The following is a 21,957-nucleotide window of genomic DNA, read 5'->3' as shown; positions in this document are numbered from 1 at the left end:
TCCCCGCGTGCGCGGGGAGCACTCGCCTCGTACTACGAGGTGGACATCGAGGTGGGGACCATCCCCGCGTGCGCGGGGAGCACCCGGGCCCCCGAGAGGAGATCGACATGGGTCTGGGACCATCCCCGCGTGCGCGGGGAGCACGTCCAGAAGGAGGCGACTGTGCTCAATTTCCTGGGACCATCCCCGCGTGCGCGGGGAGCACTCCCGCCCGGTGTCCGGCAGGGACGTCTCCACGGGACCATCCCCGCGTGCGCGGGGAGCACCGCTCATGCTGGCCGCCGGGGTAGACATGAAGGGGACCATCCCCGCGTGCGCGGGGAGCACCGGCCAGTGGGATGACTTCGCGGACCTGTCGAGGGACCATCCCCGCGTGCGCGGGGAGCACTCCCGGGGACCGCCTGAAGCGAGCTCCGGCGTGGGACCATCCCCGCGTGCGCGGGGAGCACGGCATGGTGATCTTCGAGACGGACGCGGGAGTGGGACCATCCCCGCGTGCGCGGGGAGCACGACCCGTGTTCCTGGAAGGGGCCCGCGCTCCCGGGACCATCCCCGCGTGCGCGGGGAGCACCCCGGCGGGGCCTCGTCTGGACGCCTCCCGCCGGGACCATCCCCGCGTGCGCGGGGAGCACCGCCTCACCCCCGCCCGAGTGTCGGAAATCGTGGGACCATCCCCGCGTGCGCGGGGAGCACAGGTGGTCGGCGGTGGTGTTGACGTCGTCGGGGGGACCATCCCCGCGTGCGCGGGGAGCACAGATGAGCGGGCAGCAGCCCCAGCCGGGCCCCGGGACCATCCCCGCGTGCGCGGGGAGCACACCCGTGTATATGCAGGTCCTGGAGCTGCGGTGGGACCATCCCCGCGTGCGCGGGGAGCACGGCGCCTCGTCCGCTACTGGTGGCGCCACTTCGGGACCATCCCCGCGTGCGCGGGGAGCACAGGTGGATGTCCAGGCTGGGTATGTCGGCCAGGGGACCATCCCCGCGTGCGCGGGGAGCACGGCACGGTGACCGGGGCTGAGACAGAAAGTCTGGGACCATCCCCGCGTGCGCGGGGAGCACCGCTGCCACATGATCGTGCGCCACACGTCGTAGGGACCATCCCCGCGTGCGCGGGGAGCACGCTTATTACCGGGTCTATCGAAAAGGAGTGCCGGGACCATCCCCGCGTGCGCGGGGAGCACTGACCTGGGAATTCACCGGGGACAGGGAGATCGGGACCATCCCCGCGTGCGCGGGGAGCACCGGAAGAGTCGTCACTGCCGCCACCGGCATGGGGGACCATCCCCGCGTGCGCGGGGAGCACGCCCATACCCGGTCGGCGAGGGTGAGGTCTCGGGGACCATCCCCGCGTGCGCGGGGAGCACGCCCATACCCGGTCGGCGAGGGTGAGGTCTCGGGGACCATCCCCGCGTGCGCGGGGAGCACCCAGAACCGTGCGGTGAACAACCAGCCGCGCGGGGACCATCCCCGCGTGCGCGGGGAGCACCGGCCTGTGCTCGAGGACTTGTTCAGCGAGCGGGGACCATCCCCGCGTGCGCGGGGAGCACGAGACCGACGCGCGAGCCGTACGGGAGCGCGCGGGACCATCCCCGCGTGCGCGGGGAGCACGACGGTGCACTGGCGGAGGTCGCGCCGCTCCTGGGACCATCCCCGCGTGCGCGGGGAGCACACCCTAGCACAATCTTGAGCTTGAATATGAAAGGGACCATCCCCGCGTGCGCGGGGAGCACTTTGGCCGTTTGGCGGGCCATTCTTTCGGGCCAGGACCATCCCCGCGTGCGCGGGGAGCACATCCACGCGCCCTCCACCTCCGCGTAGTCCCAAGGACCATCCCCGCGTGCGCGGGGAGCACGACCGACCGGGGATCGCCGGCCGAGGCGGCGGGGGACCATCCCCGCGTGCGCGGGGAGCACTCCTCGGTGTCCTCGGTGCTGACGGTGGGGGTGGGACCATCCCCGCGTGCGCGGGGAGCACCGCGACCAGGGCCAGCTGGAGACCGGTGACCAGGGACCATCCCCGCGTGCGCGGGGAGCACCGCAATGGGCGGACCGGAAATGCGAGAATGCTTGGACCATCCCCGCGTGCGCGGGGAGCACTCTGCCTGACCTGCGGGGTTGTCGGCGGTGAGCGTGAAATTCGAGCACTTTCGAAGGATCGGACATTTCGGGCGCCACCGGATTTGTTGTCTCCACGTCCTGCAGCAGGGTAGTCCACGCCTGCCGTGGTACGTGATCGACGCAGCCCGCACCCGCCGGTGAGCCAGGACAGCACGCGGCAGCCGTACAGCCACAGTACGAGGAACAGGGTGTCCAGCATGGATCTCCTGACGACGGATGGCTGGGCATCCGGGGGTGCGCCGGCCGGACCGGGGGTGCGGTCCGGCCGGTGCGGGTGGTCCCTCCTCCTGCGAGGGGGACCACGTGGGTGTGCGGCCCGAGCCCCCTTCGGCCCGGGCCGCACGTCCAGCGGTGCGACGGCGGGGACGGCACTCGCCCGCCGTCGCGCCGGTCTATGCCGCGCCCTGGTAGGGGTGGCGGAGGTGGTGGGGCGCGGCGGCGGATGCCGGGAAGGGGCGCCGCCGCGCCTGCTCAGGGGCGCCGGGAGCGCCGGGGCCGGGGCCAAGGCGGTGAGGGGAGTCTCGTGGCAGGAGGTCACGGTTATGGCCGCCTCGTACATCCGCCTCTCTAGGTCCTCGGCGGTGGCGGCGTCGATCATCAGCGGTTCGGAGACCGGCCAGGCGGCCAGGGCGTAGAAGCGGCGGCTGCCGGGGCCGTACAGCGCGACCCAGGTCGGGTGCGTCTGGTTCAGCCGTTCGGCCTGGGCGCGGGCGGGGCCGTCCCACAGGCGGCGGTGCACCACGGCGGTGGGGGGCTGCCCGGCGCGGTGCCGTCCAGGGGTGCGGGGCTGCCCGATCACGACGCCACCCGTTCGGCGATCTCTTCCTGCCGGCCGACCTCGGCCTGTACCGCGTCGAGGGTGTCGGCGTCCACCGCCGGGTCTGCTCCGGCGCGCATCGCCGCGATGGGGAAGGGCGTCCGGCGGAAAGCCCAGAACCGGCCTCTGTCGCTGATGATCACCCGCCAGCCCGGGATCACCGGAGCGGTTTTGGCTGTAGCGTTTTCCATGGGTCGGACCTCCATTGTCCGATTGAGGACCCGTTCCGACGTTCGCGGCGTCGGGCGGGTCCGACTTATGTGGTGGGGGAGAAGACTCTGGGATGTCTGGTCCGGTGCGGCCGGCCGGGGCGTCGGCGGAGCGGCCCTCGCCTGGCTGGGGTTGTGGGCGCTCGCGCGGACACTGGGCGCCGGGCGCTGGTTGTCGCCGCGGCGGGGCGGCCTGGTGGCCGCGGGCCGTGCTCCGGGCGTGGGGAAGGGGCGGCGCACCCTTCTGGGCAGCGGCGGCTGGGTGGGTTGTACAGCGGGCGCGGCCGGGGCGGCGGGCGCAGGCAGGTCGGGGCGGCGCTGCGCGGGCACCAGCGGGATGACCTCGGTGGGCGCGACGTCGGCGGGCGGTTCGGCGGCGGGGAGGATGCACGGGCCGCCGTGGCGGCGGGCCTCCAACCGCGTCTCCATCAGCGCGCCGGACGGCTGCGCGTACTCGTGATCGGCGGCCCGGTAGGGGCAGCCGTGCGCGTAGGGTGCGTGCCCGCAGACGGCGCACCCCATCGGCATCGGCGCGGTGTCGGCGAAGCAGCCGCAGCCGCCTCGGGACGCCATGGCTCGGTCGAGGATCGGGGCACTATGGTGTGCCATGGGTCAGGACTCGCTTCCTGATCAAGGGCCTGTCTGGTGTTCTGAGCACCTGGCAGGCCCGCTTATTGATGTGTGATGCCGTGAACTCAGGTGGACGACTGATGGTGGCGCGGAGGCGCAGCGCGGCTGAGTTGATCGGCAAGGAGACGCGCTGCGCCCGCTGGATCGCTGATCGGATGCCATATCCATCCACTGGTCGGATGAGGCCAGCGGAATTGCTCAGGTCCGCACCATACGAGTAGGTCGCAGCCAAGCCTGAGTGTGAGGTGCCCGCTGCGCGCCGTCATGACGTCGGTGTCTGGCGGTTGAATGCCGCAGGCCGCGAGGTTCTCGCGTAACTGCTGCACAGCCTGTTCCGGAGCCATGGAAGGGACCGTAGGTGGCTTTCAACGAACTAGGGGGCACAGTTTGTGCCCCTTAGTTTCGGTCAGACCATCAATGCAATTTTGTCTGCTAACTCGCGCGCTCGCGGGCGTAAGGGCGCGGGGCCTGCCTCGACGAGCTCCAGGAGCATGCGGCGGCCATACCCGTTGTAGCTGATGGTCTCCGGCGCTGCCTGCTGAGCGAGCTCCAAGGTGCCGAGTACGGCTCCGTGGTCGCGGTGAAGGCGATATGCCCGGGCGATCTCGATCAGGTGGCGTCCCCGGCGTGGCCGGGACGGGATCGGGGCAGAGATCCCCCGCTCAGCCTGCCTGGCGGACTCACCTTCCTGGGACAGTTCCACCGCAATTGTTACTGCATGAGCGCCCATGATGACCCGAGAGAAGCTCGTCCACGCCTGGTAGTAGTCACTGGGGAGGCGGCCGGCAACCCGGTCTGCCTCTTCCCAGTACAGCCAAGCTTCTCCGATGTTACCGGTGCGCGCGGCTGTGAACGCCAGTTCGAAGTTCAGTGCCCCCCACATCGCGAGCAGGTCTACGTTTGGGTTATTCATGTGCGGTTGGACCGCCGACATCCCTTGCTCATTGATCGCTCGTGCGGCCTCAAAGTCGCCCACATCGCGGTGCGCCTGCCCCAGGAACCACACTGCACACGTGAGTGCGAGAGGGTCCTCGGACTCCTGCGCAGCCATCAAGGCTCGATCGGCAACTCGCCACAACAGATCTTGAGAGGGCTGATAGGCGAGAAACATTTGGGCCAGGCCGTATGTCTCCGCGAGAAGCGCGTTCGCGCGGCGCCGCCCCACACCCTGATGCATTGCCACCGCCATCTGCATGTCGCGGATCAGATCGGGAAGGAGTCCCCCCAGAGCGGTCCGGTGATCAGCGGAGGCATGCCGAACTCGCCATGCCGCGTCCAGACGGCCGCGCAGGCGGCTGAGCGACTCGACGGTTCCGGCGGGCTGGAGAGGTGTTGCGTTGATCGCCTGTCGTACGGCGTTCAGTGCAGGGTGGCCGGGACCAGTGAACATCCGAACCGGTATTGATTGGTCGCCTGTCAGCTCCGAAAGATCACGGACCCGCAGGGCCTCGGCGAGTTGCAGGAGGATGGGCAGGCGGGGGTTCTGTTGTAGGCGTCCTGTCTCCACGCCCTTGAGCCAGGAAACAGACTTGCCGACGAGACCCGCGAGGACTTCTCGGGTCATACCACGACGTTCGCGCAGGTGCTTGATGCGCTGCCCGACGGTGAGTACCGGACCGGCGGATTCGTTGCTGGCGTCATTCACCGGTCATGCCCTTTCCCGATGCCTGGACAGACTCAGGCTAGGGGGCCGAGTCCGTTCCGCGCGAGGGGTTGTGACCTTTATGTATCCATCGGGCTGATCACTTATTTGCGGCGCGTTGCGCCGCTGTGACAGCAAGGACCCCGCCGGCCTCGACCAGGCGGGCGCGGCGCCGCTCGCGCAGGCTGACCACGCCGAGCCGGACGCGCTGAGCCTCCAGGAGCGCCTGGCCCTTGCGCATCAGCTCGTGAAGCGACTGCTTCCTGATCCCGAGGATGGCGGCGATGTGGCCGAGAAGGTAGCGATTTCGACCGATGGATGAGCCTCTCCTACGACAAACTCGGCAACGACACCGACCGCGACGAGGTTGTGATCCTCGCCGCCGCTCTCCGCCGAACGGCGGCCATTGCCTCAGGGAGCCCAATGTGATCAGAGCCGCCAACACAGGCTGGAACGCCTACTACCACCCCTCTCGGGAGTGTCACCCCATCGTCGGCTGGACCGAACACGACGGATCACCGATGATCATCCATCCGGCCACGGGATCCCTCGTACCTGCCGCCGGCTTCACGACGGCCGACGGCCACGCCTTCTCCGGCGTCATCGACGAACATGAGAAGAACCGCCGGCAGGACGAAGAGAACTTCCGGCGAGGCGCCCGGCTTTTCCAGGCTTGGCGGGAAAAGGACGCTGAAACTCTTGTCGCGCTCTGCGCCGAGGCGGACGCTGATGGACCCCGTCCTCTCGGTCTCATAGTCGGTCTGCTCCACTTCTTCGGCGTCTTCCTCGAAGACATCAAGTACCTCCACGACATCGGAAGGACCGGCCCAGAGGACGTCCAGGACTACCAAGCAGCCTCTACGAGCAACCAGGAGCTCTGACCGGGCGGGGCGAGGTGGTCGTCCTCGCGGCGGGGCCGGCGCGCGGGGAACGCCCCGCCCCGGCGTTCGCGTGACGGCCACCCAGCTCCGGCGTACGGTCGAACCACGGCGGACGAGAAACCGATCGTGACGTGTGCCTGGGAGTCAGGGCGAGTGGATCCCTGTGAACGGCGGCTCGGCGGAGAACGCCGAGCGGTGGGTGAAGTGCACGACACGCAAGGGGACGGACCGGAAGTGACGCACCCCATCACCTGCCCGGAGTGCGAAGGCCGCAGGGGACAGCGGCTCGGCGAGCTGTTCTTGAGGTGCGGGTTCCGCGGAGGGCCCGGCTGGGTCGGCGGAACGAACGAACCCGCCGAGCGGGGGTGACGACCAGGAGCCGTCGCCCCGGCCGTCCGCGTGGGAGCATCGCGTCCGGCGTGACCCGGTGGTGGCCGCCGCGCTGTCATGCATCGCCTGGACACCGGGCAGGTGAGGACGGTCACGGAGGACGCCGATTCAGTGCTGGAGAGTCAGATGCGGTAGCGGACCTCGAAGGTCACCACGCCCTCATCGGTACGCCAGGGACCGTGGGGCATGCCCGGCGGGCGGCAGGCGTACATCCCGGCGTTGAAGGTTTCCCCGAGCGTAAGGTCGACGAAGGAGCCTTCCAGGATGTAAACCTCTTCCCAGAAGTCGTGTTTCTGCACCCCCATGGGGCTGGAGTCCGCGCCGGGCGCGTATCGCAGGATGCGTGTGGCGACACCGGTCTCCGGGTCCCTGGCGAGGATCCGCTCGGTAATCTTGGGGTCGCCGCCTGGGCAGACGGTGAAGTCGATCCCGGTGGCCGGGAAAAACTCGCGCTCGGGTTTGCTCATCGTTGAACTGCTCCATAGGCGATCGGCTCAGGCGGAAGTCGTTTCGACGCCGTAACTCGACAGGAACGCCTCGACATCGGCGAGCGGGCCGTCAAAGGCGTAGTTGCGGTACGCGTAGCCCTTCGCCACGAAGGGCGCGCCGGCGTAGAACATCTCGTACTGGTGGTGGCGTCCGGCGAACTCACTGCCCACCGCGTCCCAGACGAGTTTGAACAGCTTCACCCGCGCCTCGGCCGGAGCGTTTGGGCTGTGGATGTAACGGTCGATGTCAGCGCGCGACTCCGGGGTGATCATGTCCGCGACGCTGGAGGGCACCTGGAGGACGCCGCCACCGACCAGGTCGCGCAGGATGGCGAGCACGCGTGGATAGAACTCGGCCTGCAGGCCCATCGCGCCGTACAACGCTCGGGCGCCAGGGCGCCACAGGCCCTGCTCGTCGGGTGCCGCGGTGTATTCGGCGGCCAGCACCGCGGACTCCACGAGCGAGGCCACGCTGGCCAGCTCGCCCAGTTTCTCCACCACGCCGGGGAACTCGCCGACGCCGTTGACCTCGGCGACCTTGCGGGCGAGCCCGGCCAGGAACTGCAGCTTCACGGCAAGCCGGATCTGCGCCTGCCAGTTGCCCAGCACATGTGCGCCGGTCTGAAAGAACTGCCGTTGCAGGCCCGTCACGTCGCGGTAGACGAACATCCGCTCCCAGGGGATGAAGACGTCGTCGAACACCAGGAGGGCGTCGGTCTCGTCGAACCGGGTGGTCAAGGGGTAGTCGTAGGCGCTGGTCGCCGAGGGCGCGTACGGCCGGCGGCAGTACAGCTTGAGGCCTCGCGTTCCGACTGGCACGGCGAAGCTGAGCGCGAAGTCGCGGTCCTCGGCACTGAGCGGTTTGATGCATGACACGAAGATCTCGTCGGCGACCGCCCCGCCGGTGGCGAGCATCTGGGCGCCGCGGACGACGATGCCGTCCGCCCGTTCCTCAGCCACGCCGACCTGGATCAGTTCACCGTTCCAGGCGTGGGCGGTGGTGGCCCTGGAGAACTGTGGTGGGATGATCGCGTAGGAGAGATAGAGATCTCTCTCCATGATCCGCTTCTGGTAGGCGAGGACGTTCGCGGCGAAGTCGCGGTCGCCGCCGTTGAAGGCCTCGGGGTGGGCGGCGAACGCGGCGAAGAACGCGCCCACGTGATCGGGGCTGCGCCCCACCCAGCCGTGTGTCTGTCTGGCCCACGTGGTGGCGGCGATCCGGAACGCGGTCAGGTCCTCCCGAGTGCGCGGTGTGGTGAACAAGCGGTTGACCAGGGTGCCGGTGTTCGGATCGATCCGTGTCATGTTCGCTGCCGGGTCGGCGGCCAGATCGAATAGCGCGCCGATGGTGTTCGCGATCGGGGCGAAAGCCGGGTGGTGGGCGACGTCTCCCACGGGAGCGCCGTCCACATAGATACGACGTGAGTCTTTGAGCGAGGCCAGATAGTCGGATCCAGTACGCATCGGACGCTCCTTTGCTTGGTTTCGTACTTGTGGATCATGGTCTGTCCCTGACCTGCCTCGCGTTTTCCGGACATACGTACTTGATCACAGCGCTACGTGTTTCCGCTACACCCGTGAAGCCGCGATGATGAACGAACATGGCACGGCGATTTCATGGGGATCCTCGCGATGCGGCCTTGCCTCCAGTAAAGCGTTTACGCCCGTCCCGCCTGCTGGATAGTGATCACGCCGTCGGCGTTCACCGGTCTTCGGCGCGGCGCGAGCCGACGGCGGGCGCTTTCAAGGGGCGTGGAGAAAGCTGGCATTCGACCACAGGTCCTGGCTCTCCCCTCCCTCGCAGACGTAGCGTTCACCGCTGAGATGGTCCTCGACCACGAACTCCTGCCCTGGGTACCCCAAGTAGAAGAGGTGGAGGCGCCGGTAGCGGCCGAGGCGGTGGCGGGTTGCGCGAGAGCGAGGGCGAGGGCGCCGGACAGGAGTGCGCGCATGCTGCTCCTTCAGGGGAGGCTTCGGGTGGCCGGTCGTGGCGTCCAGGGCGTACACCCTGGAATCGTCGCTTTCGATGTGGACGACACCGTCGGCCATCGCTGGATCGCTCCGGGAGGACGCCCCGCCTCGGAGCCGCGCGCCCGATCATGTTCAAACACCGGTCGGTCCGCGCTGTCCCGGCGGTTGGTTTACGCGGCGCGTCGCGCGAGTGGGGCGCTATGATCAGCTTGCCCTTTGGGGTTTCGGCGCCATTTGCGGAATAAGGTTCTGGTGCCTCACCATTGGTTCTGTGAAGAGTGCCAAGAGTGGACGCGACGGCCGTACCCGGATCATTGAGGGAGCGCTGCGCCGATTCAACCAGGACGGTGTCTCGGCCACCACGCTGGCCAGTCTCCGGGAGGAGAGCGGCGTCAGCGTCGGCAGTTTCTACCACCACTTCGCCAGCAAGGAGCATGTCTTCGGAGTCCTCTACGCCGACACCCTGCGGATGTACCAGGAGGCGTTCATCACCGAGCTCCAGCGTCACGAGGGCGCCCAGGACGGCATCGAGGCCATCGTCGCGCTGCACATGACCTGGTGCGGGGACAACCGGGAGCGGGCGCACCTGCTGATCAGTGAGCGGCCGCCCAAGCGTGACGAGCCGGGCGGTGTCGAGGTCTCCGAGTCGCGCCGGGCGTTCTTCAAGCAGGTCTCCGACTGGTGGCGGCCCCAGATGAAGGCCGGTCTGCTCCAGCCCGTCCCGCCGACCATGTGTTATGTGCTCTGGCTGGGGCCCGCCACCGAGATGTGCCGGCTGTGGTTCGGGGGGGCCCACCAGCCCACCCAGGAGGAGATCGCGGGCCTGTGCGGGGCGGCCTGGCAGAGCCTGCGCCAGCAGCCCGCCTGAGCGCTCCGGTCCGGGCTGGCCGGTGCCTCGGTTCTTCTCCGAGGGCTCCGGCCCGGAGTACGGGGATCTCTAGGGCCGGAGCGGCCTCAGTGCGCTCCCACCAGCCGCCGTAGCCGGGTGGGGACCCGCCAGATCTCCTTGTTCAGGGAGATGTCGAGCCGTAGATCCTGACGTTGCCGCCGCAGGCCGGGCACGCGCACCCGGTCGCTGACGTCGAACCGGCCGCGCCGGGGATAGCCGAATCCCAGCTCGCCGGGGAGGACCCGGAGGTCGTCCCGGTTGCCACACCGGGGACAGGTCCAGGACACGAGATCCTTGCCCCGGTTGTAGTCGTGGCAGGCGCGGAAATACTCGTCGGGTTGGAAACGGGACTCGCATGCGAAGCAGGGGATCAGCATCTTGGATCCTTTGGAGCAGATGCGGCGGCTATGTAAGAGGTACCGCTTCCTGCTTAAGGTCCGCTTGCAGAACGCTTACAGCGCTGTGTAGCGGTCTCATCACCGGGGGGCGCGGTGCGAGGATGGCCCCGTGAACGATCTAGCCGACCGCCTCAGAGAGCTGATGCTCGACACCGGTTATACCATCAACGGAGTCCGGGAGCGTCTCGGCGGGGTCGCCGCCATCGCGCTCGCCCGTGAGGAGACGGTGCCCGCGCTCCGCGCCACCCGGGACGGCGATCCGCTCGGCACGCTGATCCGGCTCTGGTGGCTGGGTGTGCCGGTGCGGGCTCCCGGATGGCTCCCGGTGGCCGAGCTGGCCGCCTCGGGCCTGGTGACCGCCGAGGGGGACCTGATCACCTCCGCCGTCCATCTCCAGCCCTGGGAGACGGGAGGCTACCTGGTCTCCGACCGTAAGGTCAGGCCCGGTGACCCGGCGCTCAGGACGGACCACGTCGTCGGAGCGGGCGGGGCGTCGGCGAACCTGGCCCAGCTGGTGTCCCGCCGCCCGGTGGAGAGCGCCCTCGACCTCGGCACCGGGTGCGGTGTCCAGGTGCTGCACCTGGCCGGCCGGGCCGGGAGGATCGTGGCCACCGACGTCAACCCCCGCGCGCTGGAGCTGGCCCGGCTGAGCTGGGCGCTCTCCGGGATCGACGGGGTGGAGGCCAGGGAGGGCTCGCTGTTCGACCCCGTCGCGGGTGAACGCTTCGATCTGATCGTCGCCAACCCGCCGTTCGTGATCTCCCCTCGCGGCCGGTTCGCCTACCGGGAGTCCGGCTTCGAGGCCGACGGTTTCTGCCGCGATCTCCTGCGGCTGGCGCCCCGCGCCCTCTCTCCCGGCGGCACCTGCCAGCTCCTGGCGAACTGGCTGCACGTCGGCGGTGAGGACTGGCGGGACCGGGTGGGCGGCTGGCTGACCGGGACCGGCTGCGACGGCTGGGCGGTGCAGCGGGACGTCCAGGACCCGGCCGAATACGTGGAGCTCTGGCTGCGGGACGCCGCCGAGCAGGGCACCCCCCGCTACCGCGAGCTCTATGACGACTGGCTCGGCTGGTTCGAGTCCATGGACGTCACCGGGATCGGCTTCGGCTGGATCAGCCTGCACGACTCCGGCAGTCTGGATCCGGTGGTGCGGGTGGAGGAGTTCGCCCAGCGGGTGGAGCTCCCGGTCGGGGAGTATGTGGACGAGGTGCTCGCCGCCGTCGCCGCGACGCACCGGCTGACCGACGACGAGCTACTGGGAGCCAGGCTCACGGTGGCCGGCGGTGTGGTGGAGGAGCGGGTAGGGCCGCCGGGGGCCGAGGATCCGGCGCGGATCGTGCTCAGGCAGACCAGGGGGCTGCGCCGCAGCGCACGGGTGGGGACGGTGGAGGCGGCGCTGGCAGGGGTCTGCGACGGCGATTTTCCACTGGATCCGCTGCTTGCCGCGATCGCCGAGCTTACCGGCGAAAACCTCGCCGACCTGCGGGCGAAGGCCCCCGGAGCGCTCCGTCCGCTGCTCGCCGAAGGGTTTTTCCACATATCCACAGGCTGACTGTCCACAGGCTGTGGACAGTCCTGACCCCTAGCGCCGATCGGATGTTGATCGGACGTTGAACGGTGGACGGGATCCTCTGGTTGTGGGCACGAGTCCCCGGGGGGTAAGGGGCCGTGTCGAGTCCGGCCGGCCGTTGACGTGAGGCGGCAGGCCGTCGGTTGACGCACCGGATAACCGGGCCCCCTACGCGTCCTCCGGCGGCTAGACGGCCGGCCGGGCACCTCACATCCGGCTTCCAGGTTCCAGACCGACGGGAATTCCAGTGATCAACCATTTTTGGATGACACGTCTCGATGACGACCTGTACGACTTATACGACGGACTCAGATCAGTTCCCGACCCGGTCACGGTCGAGCAGCGCGCGCAGGTCGGCCGCCTCCGGGGCGTGGAGCCGGGCGAAGAGGTCGTGGGCCCGTTCGAGGCAGTCGGTGCTCCGGGCGGACTTGCCGAGCCCGGTGAGCGCCCTGCCTAGCACCCACAGCGACAGCGCCTCGCCGTACGGATGACCGATCTCACGGCTCACTGACAGCGCCTGCTCCGCATGACGGGTCGCGTCCGAGAACCGGCCGGCGGTGATGAACGTCTCGGCCAGCCGGGAACAGACCCGCTGTTCCCACACCCGCTGCCCGCTGGCCCGGAAGAAGGCCAGGCACTCGGCGTGGTGGTGGACCGCCTCGTTGAGCCGCCCGACCCGTGACAGCATCATCCCCAGGTGATATCGGGCACGGGCGGTGCCCGCGCTGGAGCCGATCTCGATGAAGATGGCCAGGCCCCGCTCGGCGGCGGCGATCGCCTCCTCACGCTGACCGAGGAACAGGTGGTCCCGGGCCGAGTAGCTGAGCGTCAGCGCCTCGCCTCCCGGCGCGCCGTCATCCCTGAACACCTTGCGCGCCGAGTCGAACAGGGCCAGCGCCTCGGTATGGCGGCGCTGGCGGCCCGCCACCACGGCCAGCGCGTTGAGCGCCTCGCCGCTGACGATCCTGTCGCCGCCCGCGGCCAGGTTCAGCGAGGCCAGGAACTCGTCCGCGGCGTCGGCCAGCCGGTTGCCCCCGAACAGCACCCTGCCGAGCACGTAGCGGCAGCGCAGCTCGCTGGAGATCGCGCCCAGCCGCTGGGCGGCGGCGAGCGTCTCCCGGGTCCGATGCTCGAACTCAGGGGCGTGACTGCCCGCCTCCAGCAGCGGCTCCATGGCGAGTAGCAGGTCGGCGGCGGGTAGCAGCGCCTCGGCCGTCGTCGCGCCGGTCGCCTGGGCGATGGACGCGAACAGCGACTCCACCTCGGCCGACAGCCAGGCCACAGCCTCGTCCGCCGAGGCGAACGTGTGACCGGGCACGGTCACCGCGAGCCGGTCGGCGATCATGCTGCCCTCGTAGGCGAGCCGGTGCGCCGAGCGCGCCGAGGCGAGGTAAAAGCCGAGCAGCCGCCGCAGCGCGAGCGTCCCCTCTCCGGCCGCGCCCTCGGTGTCATCGCCCTCTCCGGTCCCGTCGGCCCGTTCCGCGGCGCGGCGGGCGAAAAGCCGGAGCAGGTCGTGGAAGCGGTAGCGGCCCGGAGTCGGGGCCTCCAGCAGGCTGGCGTCCACCAGGGACTCCAGGATGTCCTCGGTCTCCATCGGGCTCAGCGCGAGCAGCGCGGCGGCGGCCCCGATCGAGATGTCCGGGCCGTCGGGCAGGGAGAGCAGCCGGAACGCCCGCGCCTGGGCCGGGCCGAGCTGGCCGTACCCGAGGGCGAAGGTCGCCTCCACCGCGAGGTTGCCCACCCGCATCTCGTCCAGGCGGCGGCGCTCGTCCGCCAGCCGGAACACCAGCGAGGCGACCGTCCAGGAGGGCCGGGCGGCCAGCCGGGCCGCCACGATCCGCACCGCGAGCGGCAGGAAGCCGCAGGCCGCGACCACGTCCATGGCGGCGGCGCGTTCCGCGGCCACCCGGTCGGCGCCGGCCACCGTGCCGAACAGGGTCAGCGCCTCGTCCGGCTCCATCACGTCCAGATCGACCAGCCGGGCCGAGGCCAGGTCGGCGAGCTTGTGGCGGCTGGTCACGATCGCCGCGCAGCCGGTCGAGCCGGGCAGCAGGTGGTTCACCTGGGCGGCGTCCCTGACGTTGTCGAGCAGCACCAGCATTCGCCGGTCGGCCAGGAGCGAGCGGAACAGCGCGGACCGCTCGGCCAGGCCGTCCGGGATGATGTCGGGGGGCAGGCCGAGCCCGCGCAGGAACGCGGCCAGCACCGACTCGGGCGCCGTCGGCTCCTGGCCGTATCCGCGCAGGTCGGCGTAGAGCTGGCCGTCGGGGAACACGTCGTGCATGGTGTGGGCGAGGTGTACGGCGAGCGCGGTCTTGCCGACGCCGCCGATCCCGGAGATGGCGGCCACCGGCACGCGGTCCGTGCCGCCCCGGCCGGAGAGCAGGGTGTGCAGCCGGGCGACGATCTGGCGGCGCCCGGTGAAGTCGTTCACGCCCGCGGGCAGCTGCGCGGGACGGGGCAGTTCGGGGGGCGCCTGCTCCGCGTGCTCCGCCGACCTCGTGCTCTCCGCCTCCCGGGCCGGCTCCGGGGCCTCCGCGGGCGCGGGCCGTATCTGCTCGGCGGCGGCGGGGGTGAGGCTCGGGTCACCGGTGAGGATGCGCTGGTGCAGGGCGGTCAGGTCGGGGCCGGGCTCGATGCCGAGCTCGTCGATCAGGGCGGCGCGGGTCTCGGCGAAGACCGCGAGCGCGTCCGCCTGCCGCCCGCACCGGTAGTAGGCCAGCATCAGCTGGGCGCGCAAACCCTCACGCAGCGGGTGGTCGGCGGCCAGCGCGGTCAGCTCGGGGATGACGTCGGCGTGCCGGCCCCGTTCGAGATCCAGGTCCATCAGGGTTTCGAGCACGCTCATCCGCCGCTCGACGAGCCGGCCGCGCTGGTGCTCGGCGAAGGGGCCGACCGCCCCGGCCAGAGGCTCGCCGGTGCACAGCGCCAGGCTCGCGCGCAGGTTCTCGGCGGCCCCGTGCGGGTCTCCGGCGCGGCGCGCGGTCTCGGCCTCCGAGACGCCCTGTTCGAAGAGCAGCAGGTCGAGGAGGCCGCCCCCCAGTCGCAGGGCGTATCCCCGGCCCACCGAGGTGAGCAGCTCGGGACGGGTGCGGGGGGATCTGCCGGGCTCCAGCACGGCCCGCAGCCGTGAGACGTAGGTGCGCAGCGCGCCGAGCGCGCGGGGCGGTGCCTCCTCACCCCAGACCGCGTCGATCATCTCCGCGGGGGTCACCGCCCGGCCCTCGCGCAGCAGCAGGATCGCCAGAATAGAGCGTTGGAGCGGTGTGCCGAGGTCGAGCTCGGTCCCCTCCCGCCACGCCTGGACCGGGCCGAGCACGGCGAAGCGCAACCCGTCTTCGCTGCCGTGAGCAGCCATTTCTCAGATCTCCGCCCTGATGGAAAACTTTATGACCAAATGATAGGTCCTTTAATGCCCCGCCCCTAGGATGCCGCGCGCCTCTTGGCCGGAGCGTTGATTCGTCGTTGATCAGGCGTTGAACCCAGCTTGTAATGCTGTGACATGCCGGGCATGGCCCCATACGGGGGCGGCCATGCCCGGTCTGCCAGCCGCTTGCAGGTGCCGGTAATGGAACTGTAAGCGCGGTGCAGGCGGGTCGCTCTATCAATGAGCCATGACTCCCGCTGAGAGAAAGGGAGTCTCCACCCCTCAGGGAGAATCACCATGAACCACACGATCCGCAACCTCCTGGGACTCGCCGCGGCCACCGCCGTCCTCGCGGTGGGTGTTCCGGCACTGGTCTCCCCGGCCTCGGCCGCGGCCACGACCGGTGCGAGCTCCGTCACCGACGACTATGACGAGTACTGGGGCCCCAACTATTCCAAGTACTACGACGACTCCCGGGCCAAGGCCAAGGGTCACGTGTGGAGCGACAACTCCGACAAGGTTCACGTCGAGGGCAAGCTCTACGACAAGTACTCGCCGCAGTGGCTCTGCGGCTATGTCCAGGTCAAGTTCGAGAACGCCGACGGCGACGAGTCCTACTACTGGGCCAAGAAGTGTGGCTCCAGTGGTCACCAGTCCTTCCACTACTCGCGGTACGACGTCGACAACGTCCAGGTCCGGGTCTGCTACTGGGACAACCACCAGGCCAAGCGGAAGTACTGCGGCAAGTGGGACTACATCTACGAGGCCGAGGGCGACGACGAGTAGCCGATGGCCGGCTACAAGGATGTGACGAACTCAAGGCCCGCCCGGTGGTCCCGGGCGGGTCCTCTGTTCCATGAGGTCATCGGTGACGGGGTGCCTGCGCCGTCTCGGCCAGGTTCGAGTGTCGAGGTGGAACGGGTGCTCTACGCCGCCTCGACCAGGTCGAGCCGCGCGTGGAGCCGTTCTCGCACCAGCGGCCACTCCGAGCTCAGGATCGAGTAGTAGGCGGTATCTCGGACCGTGTCGTCGGAGCCTCGGGCCTCCGCCCGCCGCACACCGTCCAGGTGCGCGCCGAGGGCTTCGATGGCGGCCCGGGAGCGTACGTTCCGTACGTCGGCCTTGAGGGTGATGCGGTGGACCTGCCACGTCTCGAAGGCGAGGGAGAGCATCAGATACTTGCTCTCCCGGTTGACGCCGGCGCCCTGGGCCGAAGCGGCCAGCCAGGTGTAACCGATGTCCGCCACGGACGGGACCTCGCCCACCGCTCCACGCGTGCCCGGTGGCCAGGGCATGGGGCCCTGCCAGTACTCCAGGTGCATGAGACGGGTGGCACCGACGACGCGGTCGGTGTGCAGCCACCGGATGGCGAAGGGCATCGTACGGCCCTCCGCCTGCTCAGCCAGAGCGGCCTCCACGTAGGAGGCCATCTCCTCCCGGCCGTGGGGAACGGGAGTGAAACCGTAGGTGGACCGGTCTTCACTCGCCGCGGCGACCAGGTCGTCGACCACCGCGAGGCTGAGCGGTTCCAGGCGCACGGAGCGCCCGGACAGGGTGACAAAAGCGGGCATGAGCACATGATGGGGGCTCAATCCCATGCATGGTGCCAAATGGCATGAGACATCTTGACGAGCATCCAGAGAAGTATTTATCCCCTCACCGAATGACAGGGAAAATACCAGCTCAGACGGTATGGATGCGGCTGCCCCACCCCGCCGCCGCGGAGCCTCCCAGGGCGGCACCCCCTGCCGATCACCCCGTCACCGGGGCCGGGACCAGAGGGGCGTGCTCACGTCCACCCGGTGCGGGACATGTCCGCCGCAGGCCGGTCAGCGCCTCGCTCAGATGATCGAGTGAGGCCGAGATCCAGGGCAGTTCGACGGGGTCGGCGGCGCTCAGCGAGGCCAGGCGCCGTTCGGTCGTCTCGCCGTACAGCAGGCTGGTCGCCACCCGCACCCGGAGTGCTCCGGGATCGTCGCCGAAGGCGTGGCCGGGAAGCACGCCGACGCCGTGCTCGTCGAGCAGGCTCGCGGCCAGCGCGGCGGAGGTCGCGAAACCCAGTCCGGTGAAGTCGGGGTAGAGGTAGAAGCCGCCCTGCGGCGCGGCCGCCCGCACGCCCGCCCGGACGAACCTCTCGTGCACGGCCCGGCTCACCGCGCCGTGCAGCCGGCGGCTCTCGTCGATCCGCTCGACGAGCTCGGCCGGCTCGGTGTAGGCGTAGGCCGCCGCCTGCTGGACCGGGGCCGTCGGGCTGGACCAGATCTCACTGGCCACCGCGAGCAGCCGGTCCCGCAGCCCGGCGGAGGGGATCCGGGCCACGCCGATCCGCCAGCCGCCGAGGGCCAGGCTCTTGCTGAGCCCGCTGGTGATCACCGTACGCTCGGGGGCCAGGTCGGCGGGGCTGAGGAAGCCGGCGGCCGGGTCGTGGACGAGGTCGCGGTAGATCTCGTCGGAGATGACGATGAGATCGAGGTCGCGGGCCACCTCGACGAGGCGCCGGATCGTCCGCGCGGAGGCCAGCGTGCCGGTGGGGTTGTCCGGCAGCGTGACGAGCAGCGAGCGCACCTCGCGCCCCTGGGACCGCGCGTGCAGGACGGCGGAGACGACACGTTCGGGATCCGGCACCCCTCCCTCGCCGGGGGGCGCTGGAACACGCAGGGGACGCACCCCGGCCAGATCGGCCTGGGCGGCGTAGCTGACCCAGCTCGGCGCCGGCAGCACGATGTCGCCCCCGATGGCCGGCAGCAGGCCGTACAGCAGGGACTTGCTGCCGGGACCGCAGACCACCAGGTCGGGGTCGGTGGGCAGGCCGCGGCGGTGCCAGTATCCGGAGGCCGCCTCGCGCAGCGCGGCGGCGCCGGCGACCGGCCCGTACCCGTTGTGCCCCGAGGCGGCGACCAGGCGTTCGCGGAGCGCCGGATGAACGGGCAGGCCCGCCTCGCCGAAGGCGAGGTGCAGGACTCGCTCACCGGCCCGCCGTCTTCGCTCGATCTCCTCATGGGCCGCCAGCGTGGCGGAGAGCGTCACATTCATGAATGTCCCCTCGGTTATTGCGAAACGTTCCCAAGATTGATGGGGTGCAGGCATCAGGACAAGCTTTGGTTAATGTGGGTAGGCATAAGGAAGTCGAATGCTTGATTTTCGCCGTCTGGTCTTGATCTGCGAATTCGCCCGCCGAGGAAGTATCAGCGCCACCGCGGCCTCCCTGGGCTACAGTCCGTCCGCCGTTTCACAGCAGCTCGCGGCGCTGGAACGGGAGACCGGGGCCGCGCTGCTCGACCGGACCGCCCGCAGCGCGGAGCTGACCGACGCCGGCCGCCGCCTGGTCGAGCACGCCGAGCGAATCCTGTCGATGGTGGAGACCGCCGAGTCCGATCTGTCCGCCCACGAGGGGACGCCCTCCGGCCGGGTCACCGTCACGGCCTTCCCCACCGCCGCGGTGGCCTTCGCCCCCGCGCTGGCCAGGTCGCTGCGCCGCCACACCGCGCTGACCCTGCGTATGGGGCAGGCCAGGTCCGGGCGCGGGATGCGCGAGGTCCGGTCGGGGGAGGTGGACATCGCGCTGGTGGACGACTGGTACGGCCGGGTGCGCGAGTCGGACACGATGCGGGTCTTCCCGCTGCTGCACGATCCGCTGGTGCTCGTGGTGCCCCGCAAACACAGGCTCGCCTCCCTGGACGAGCCGGTGGACCTGCGGGAGCTGCGTGACGAGCCGTGGATGGCCACCCCGGACGGCGAGCCCTCCCGGCTGGCCATGGACCGCCTGCTGGCCGAGGTCGGCGGCGCCCAGCCGGTGCCGTGGGAGTTCGAGGGCCTGGGCACCATCCTCGGCCTGGTCGCCAAGGGCATCGGCATCGCGGCCGTTCCCGCCCTGGCGCTGGCCTCCGGGGTCCGGGGCATCGTGGTCAGGGAGTTTCCCGGCGACCCGGTCTCCCGGGACGTCCACGCCGTCGCCCGCGCCTCCAGCGTCCACCGGCCCGCCGTCTCCGTCACCCTCCGGGCCGTCCACGTCGCCGCACGCCTGCTCGCCGAGGACCTGGAGGCGGTACGGCTCACCGACCGGTAACGTCGGACCGTGCCTCCCTCCTACGCGCTCGAACGGCTGCTGTCGGCCGGCGGATCGAAGCTGGTCGCCGGGGTGGACGAGGTCGGGCGGGGTGCCTGGGCCGGGCCGGTCGCGGTGTGCGCGGTGGTCACGGACCTGTCGGAGCCGCCCGCGGGCCTGACCGACTCCAAGATGCTCACCCCCGCCCGCCGCGTCGCCATGTTCGACGAGATCACCGTCTGGGCCGCCGGGATCGGGTACGGCGAGGCGACACACGAGGAGATCGACGCCCTCGGCATGACCGAGGCCCTGCGCCGCGCGGCGAGGCGGGCGCTGGCCGAGCTGCCGGCCAGACCCGACGTGGTCATCCTGGACGGCGGGCACGACTACCTCGGGGCGCCGTGGCCGGTCCGATGCGAGGTCAAGGGCGATCTGTCGTGCGTCTCGGTGGCCGCGGCCTCGGTGATCGCCAAGGTCCGCCGCGACGCCTACATGGCCTCACTCGGCTTGGGGGAGTACGGCTTCGCCGACAACGCGGGATATCCCTCCCCGGTCCACCAGCGGGCCCTGGCCTCCCTCGGCCCGACCCGCCACCACCGCCTGTCCTGGTCCTATCTGGACGACCTGCCCCGCTGGCGCCACCTCAAGCGGCACCGCGACCCCCAGACCGGAGAGGGCCAGCTCGGCCTGTTCGGCTAGCGCGGTGACCACCCGCCCCCGCACGGCCGGCCGTGGCCGCTCGCCGCGGAGCCGCCGGCCCTCTTCGACGCCCTTGGGAAAAGCCGCGACGGACCGTGCCGGCCTGACGACGTCGGCGAGGTGGAGGTCGCCGGCCCGGGGCTCCGGCGTTTCGCGAAGGTCGGCCGGAACGGAGATCTGGTCTTTCCCGGTCACCCGCGCTGTTCCAGGGTGGTCATCATGAAAATCGGTGTCTTCCTTATTGCGGCGGGGTTTCCGGGGCGTGAGGCCGGACAGGTGTTGCGGGACACGGTGGAGGCGGTGACGGTCGCGGAGGAGGCGGGGTTCGACGACGCCTGGATCGCCGAGCACCACTTCATGTCGTACGGCGTGTGCCCGTCGGCGGTGACGCTGGCCGGGGTGGCGCTGGGCCGTACCAGCAGGATCCGGGTGGGGACGGCGGTGAGCGTGCTGTCGGCGCGGCACCCGGTCGACCTGGCCGAGCAGGCGGCGATCCTCGACCAGGTCTCGGGCGGGCGGTTCACGCTCGGTGTGGGACGGGGCGGCCCGTGGCTGGAGTTGGAGGTGCTCGGAACGGGGCTGCCCCGGTTCGAGCGCGGCTTCCGTGAGTCGCTCGACCTGCTCCGCGCTGCCCTCGGGCAGGACACGGTCGCCGCCGACGGGGAGTTCTTCCGGTTCAGGAGGGTGCCCATGGTTCCGGCGGTCAGGCTCAGGCCGCTCGTCGCCTGCACCTCGCCCGGGACGGTGGCGCTGGCCGCCGAGCGGAGGCTGCCGATGCTGCTGGGCATGCACGTCGGGGACGAGGGCCGGGTGGAGTTGCTGCGCTCCTACGGCTCCGAGGACCCCGGGCACGTGGCGGCGGCGGTGGGATACGTGGCCGACTCGACGGCGGAGGCCGTAGGGGAGCTGCGGGGGAGCATGCCGAGGTGGCTGGAGCCGGGCCTGGCGGGGTATGTGCCGGTGGACGGGCGCCCCCCACCGCGGCGTGACATCGGGGAGTATGTGGACTTTCTCTGCGGGGCGCATCCGGTCGGCTCGGCCGACCTCTGTGTCGAGCGGATCGAGCGGACCGTCGCCAGGACCGGGCTGCGGCACCTGATCCTCATGGTGGAGGGTGCGGGCGATCAGGCCCGCACCCTTGAGAACATCAGGCGGTTCGGGGCCGAGGTGCTGCCCCGGCTGCGCTAGACCCACCTGCCCGCACCGGGTGGAGATCCGGTGCGGGCCCGTGGTTATCGGTGGTTATCCGTGGTGGCCGTCTCCGGTCAGCAGTCGACGAACTCGGGTCGCTGGTTGAGGATCTGGGAACGGGCGGTGATGAACTCGGCGTGGGCCTTGACGGCGGTCGGGTCGAAGACCGCGACCCGGTGGCAGTTCTGGAAGGCCAGCTTCACTCCGAAGTGGCGCTCCAGGGCGCTGCGCATGGCGTCGCTGGCGAGGCAGCGGAGTAACTGGCCGCGGGCGGTCTCGTTGGGAGGGGGGACGGTGTTGTCGGTGAACTCCGCACCGGTGAGGTCGCGTTGCTGCACCAGATCGCTGATCACCGACCAGGCGTACGGCAGAGAGTCACGAACGCAGGCGACGAATGCCTCGTCGTCCACCTCACCGGCCTTCGCCTGATCGAGAAGATCGTTCGGAACGGTCAGCGACATGCTTCGTTCTCCTCTCAGAAAGGGATCATTCAGACATTAAGCACGGGCCCGTCCGCCTCCATCTAGCGCGAGAGGGATACTCGTGTGGGCCCGAAGACGAAGTCCGGGTCGATCTGGGCGGTGAGATCCTCACCGGCCGCCTTGTTCGCCCACGCCTGCGCGTTGCGCAGATGGAAGTGCACCGCCTGGCGG

General features: G+C 70.2%; 17 protein-coding genes, 1 pseudogene and 1 CRISPR repeat array (1 of these 19 only partly in view). Of the genes and pseudogenes, 8 read left to right on the top strand and 10 right to left on the bottom strand.

The annotated features are described in order from the left end of the window. Positions 1 to 2,096: direct repeats of the CRISPR family, unit length 29 nt; unit sequence GGGACCATCCCCGCGTGCGCGGGGAGCAC; it reaches 800 nt to the left of the window's first position. Positions 2,097 to 2,912: 816 nt separating this feature from the next. Then, entirely contained in the window at positions 2,913 to 3,752 is an 840-nt protein-coding gene (locus ABZ194_RS27940) for a hypothetical protein (protein ID WP_355600001.1), read from the bottom strand. Positions 3,753 to 4,179: 427 nt separating this feature from the next. Continuing rightward, positions 4,180 to 5,418: a helix-turn-helix domain-containing protein gene (locus ABZ194_RS27935; protein WP_355600000.1), complete on the bottom strand. Its 1,239-nt coding sequence runs from the start codon at positions 5,416 to 5,418 to the stop codon at positions 4,180 to 4,182. A 115-nt stretch (positions 5,419 to 5,533) separates the two neighbouring features. Here ABZ194_RS27935 and ABZ194_RS27930 point away from each other — a divergent pair, with 115 nt between their 5' ends. Both ABZ194_RS27930 and ABZ194_RS27925 read left to right on the top strand, forming a co-directional pair. Continuing rightward, positions 5,534 to 5,737, top strand: a complete 204-nt coding sequence (locus ABZ194_RS27930) for a hypothetical protein (RefSeq protein WP_355599999.1) — start codon at positions 5,534 to 5,536, stop codon at positions 5,735 to 5,737. A 103-nt stretch (positions 5,738 to 5,840) separates the two neighbouring features. Beyond that, positions 5,841 to 6,296, top strand: coding sequence for a hypothetical protein (locus ABZ194_RS27925; protein WP_355599998.1), 456 nt, complete (start codon positions 5,841 to 5,843; stop codon positions 6,294 to 6,296). A 512-nt stretch (positions 6,297 to 6,808) separates the two neighbouring features. Here the strand turns inward: ABZ194_RS27925 and ABZ194_RS27920 are convergent. The 3 genes and pseudogenes from ABZ194_RS27920 to ABZ194_RS27910 form a co-directional block, all read right to left on the bottom strand. Next, on the bottom strand, positions 6,809 to 7,153 hold the full coding sequence (locus ABZ194_RS27920) for a cupin domain-containing protein (protein WP_355599997.1): 345 nt from the start codon (positions 7,151 to 7,153) through the stop codon (positions 6,809 to 6,811). A 27-nt stretch (positions 7,154 to 7,180) separates the two neighbouring features. Further along, complete coding sequence (locus ABZ194_RS27915) at positions 7,181 to 8,638, bottom strand: 4-hydroxyphenylacetate 3-hydroxylase N-terminal domain-containing protein (RefSeq protein WP_355599996.1); 1,458 nt, start codon at positions 8,636 to 8,638, stop codon at positions 7,181 to 7,183. 279 nt (positions 8,639 to 8,917) lie between these two features. Continuing rightward, a pseudogene (locus tag ABZ194_RS27910) lies at positions 8,918 to 9,238 on the bottom strand (hypothetical protein); the annotation flags it as partial. Between the two features lie 178 nt (positions 9,239 to 9,416). On the opposite strand from ABZ194_RS27910, the gene ABZ194_RS27905 reads away from it, so the two are divergent. Next, positions 9,417 to 10,013, top strand: a complete 597-nt coding sequence (locus tag ABZ194_RS27905; RefSeq protein WP_355599995.1) for a TetR/AcrR family transcriptional regulator — start codon at positions 9,417 to 9,419, stop codon at positions 10,011 to 10,013. Between the two features lie 86 nt (positions 10,014 to 10,099). On the opposite strand, the gene ABZ194_RS27900 is transcribed toward ABZ194_RS27905, so the two are convergent. After that, positions 10,100 to 10,411 carry a hypothetical protein gene (locus tag ABZ194_RS27900; protein ID WP_355599994.1) on the bottom strand — a complete coding sequence of 104 codons (312 nt, stop codon included), beginning with the start codon at positions 10,409 to 10,411 and terminating at the stop codon, positions 10,100 to 10,102. A 163-nt stretch (positions 10,412 to 10,574) separates the two neighbouring features. Between ABZ194_RS27900 and ABZ194_RS27895 the strand changes: the two genes are divergently transcribed. Beyond that, positions 10,575 to 11,984: a methyltransferase gene (locus tag ABZ194_RS27895; protein ID WP_355600006.1), complete on the top strand. Its 1,410-nt coding sequence runs from the start codon at positions 10,575 to 10,577 to the stop codon at positions 11,982 to 11,984. 331 nt (positions 11,985 to 12,315) lie between these two features. Here the strand turns inward: ABZ194_RS27895 and ABZ194_RS27890 are convergent, their stop codons facing one another. Beyond that, entirely contained in the window at positions 12,316 to 15,360 is a 3,045-nt protein-coding gene (locus ABZ194_RS27890) for a BTAD domain-containing putative transcriptional regulator (RefSeq protein WP_355599993.1), read from the bottom strand. A 306-nt stretch (positions 15,361 to 15,666) separates the two neighbouring features. Between ABZ194_RS27890 and ABZ194_RS27885 the strand changes: the two genes are divergently transcribed. Beyond that, entirely contained in the window at positions 15,667 to 16,155 is a 489-nt protein-coding gene (locus ABZ194_RS27885; protein ID WP_355599992.1) for a hypothetical protein, read from the top strand. 140 nt (positions 16,156 to 16,295) lie between these two features. Here the strand turns inward: ABZ194_RS27885 and ABZ194_RS27880 are convergent, their stop codons facing one another. Together ABZ194_RS27880 and ABZ194_RS27875 are read right to left on the bottom strand one after the other, a co-directional pair. After that, complete coding sequence (locus ABZ194_RS27880) at positions 16,296 to 16,940, bottom strand: GNAT family protein (RefSeq protein ID WP_355599991.1); 645 nt, start codon at positions 16,938 to 16,940, stop codon at positions 16,296 to 16,298. Between the two features lie 181 nt (positions 16,941 to 17,121). Next, complete coding sequence (locus ABZ194_RS27875) at positions 17,122 to 18,402, bottom strand: pyridoxal phosphate-dependent aminotransferase (RefSeq protein WP_355599990.1); 1,281 nt, start codon at positions 18,400 to 18,402, stop codon at positions 17,122 to 17,124. A 97-nt stretch (positions 18,403 to 18,499) separates the two neighbouring features. Here ABZ194_RS27875 and ABZ194_RS27870 point away from each other — a divergent pair, with 97 nt between their 5' ends. From ABZ194_RS27870 to ABZ194_RS27860, 3 genes are all read left to right on the top strand, one after another. Beyond that, positions 18,500 to 19,435 (top strand): LysR family transcriptional regulator, encoded by a 936-nt coding sequence (locus tag ABZ194_RS27870; protein ID WP_355599989.1) that lies wholly within the window; start codon positions 18,500 to 18,502, stop codon positions 19,433 to 19,435. A gap of 9 nt (positions 19,436 to 19,444) precedes the next feature. Next, positions 19,445 to 20,113, top strand: a complete 669-nt coding sequence (locus tag ABZ194_RS27865) for a ribonuclease HII (protein ID WP_355599988.1) — start codon at positions 19,445 to 19,447, stop codon at positions 20,111 to 20,113. A gap of 219 nt (positions 20,114 to 20,332) precedes the next feature. Continuing rightward, positions 20,333 to 21,301 (top strand): LLM class flavin-dependent oxidoreductase, encoded by a 969-nt coding sequence (locus ABZ194_RS27860; RefSeq protein ID WP_355599987.1) that lies wholly within the window; start codon positions 20,333 to 20,335, stop codon positions 21,299 to 21,301. Between the two features lie 77 nt (positions 21,302 to 21,378). On the opposite strand, the gene ABZ194_RS27855 is transcribed toward ABZ194_RS27860, so the two are convergent. Then, positions 21,379 to 21,765, bottom strand: coding sequence for an SCO5389 family protein (locus tag ABZ194_RS27855; RefSeq protein WP_355599986.1), 387 nt, complete (start codon positions 21,763 to 21,765; stop codon positions 21,379 to 21,381). Positions 21,766 to 21,957: the final 192 nt, after the last annotated feature.

Source organism: Streptosporangium sp. NPDC006007 (genome assembly GCF_040614315.1).
GTDB lineage: Bacteria > Actinomycetota > Actinomycetes > Streptosporangiales > Streptosporangiaceae > Streptosporangium.
The sequence above is the reverse complement of the archived record's forward strand: the minus strand, read 5'-3'. Positions and strand labels throughout refer to the sequence as shown.

Coding starts and splice junctions, on each gene's coding strand:
- ABZ194_RS27900 (WP_355599994.1), bottom strand. CDS start 10,411: ATGCTGATCCCCTGCTTCGCATGCGAGTCCCGTTTCCAACCCGACGAG.
- ABZ194_RS27860 (WP_355599987.1), top strand. CDS start 20,333: ATGAAAATCGGTGTCTTCCTTATTGCGGCGGGGTTTCCGGGGCGTGAG.
- ABZ194_RS27875 (WP_355599990.1), bottom strand. CDS start 18,402: ATGAATGTGACGCTCTCCGCCACGCTGGCGGCCCATGAGGAGATCGAG.
- ABZ194_RS27940 (WP_355600001.1), bottom strand. CDS start 3,752: ATGGCACACCATAGTGCCCCGATCCTCGACCGAGCCATGGCGTCCCGA.
- ABZ194_RS27895 (WP_355600006.1), top strand. CDS start 10,575: ATGCTCGACACCGGTTATACCATCAACGGAGTCCGGGAGCGTCTCGGC.
- ABZ194_RS27870 (WP_355599989.1), top strand. CDS start 18,500: ATGCTTGATTTTCGCCGTCTGGTCTTGATCTGCGAATTCGCCCGCCGA.
- ABZ194_RS27880 (WP_355599991.1), bottom strand. CDS start 16,940: ATGCCCGCTTTTGTCACCCTGTCCGGGCGCTCCGTGCGCCTGGAACCG.
- ABZ194_RS27855 (WP_355599986.1), bottom strand. CDS start 21,765: ATGTCGCTGACCGTTCCGAACGATCTTCTCGATCAGGCGAAGGCCGGT.
- ABZ194_RS27890 (WP_355599993.1), bottom strand. CDS start 15,360: ATGGCTGCTCACGGCAGCGAAGACGGGTTGCGCTTCGCCGTGCTCGGC.
- ABZ194_RS27920 (WP_355599997.1), bottom strand. CDS start 7,153: ATGAGCAAACCCGAGCGCGAGTTTTTCCCGGCCACCGGGATCGACTTC.
- ABZ194_RS27915 (WP_355599996.1), bottom strand. CDS start 8,638: ATGCGTACTGGATCCGACTATCTGGCCTCGCTCAAAGACTCACGTCGT.
- ABZ194_RS27885 (WP_355599992.1), top strand. CDS start 15,667: ATGAACCACACGATCCGCAACCTCCTGGGACTCGCCGCGGCCACCGCC.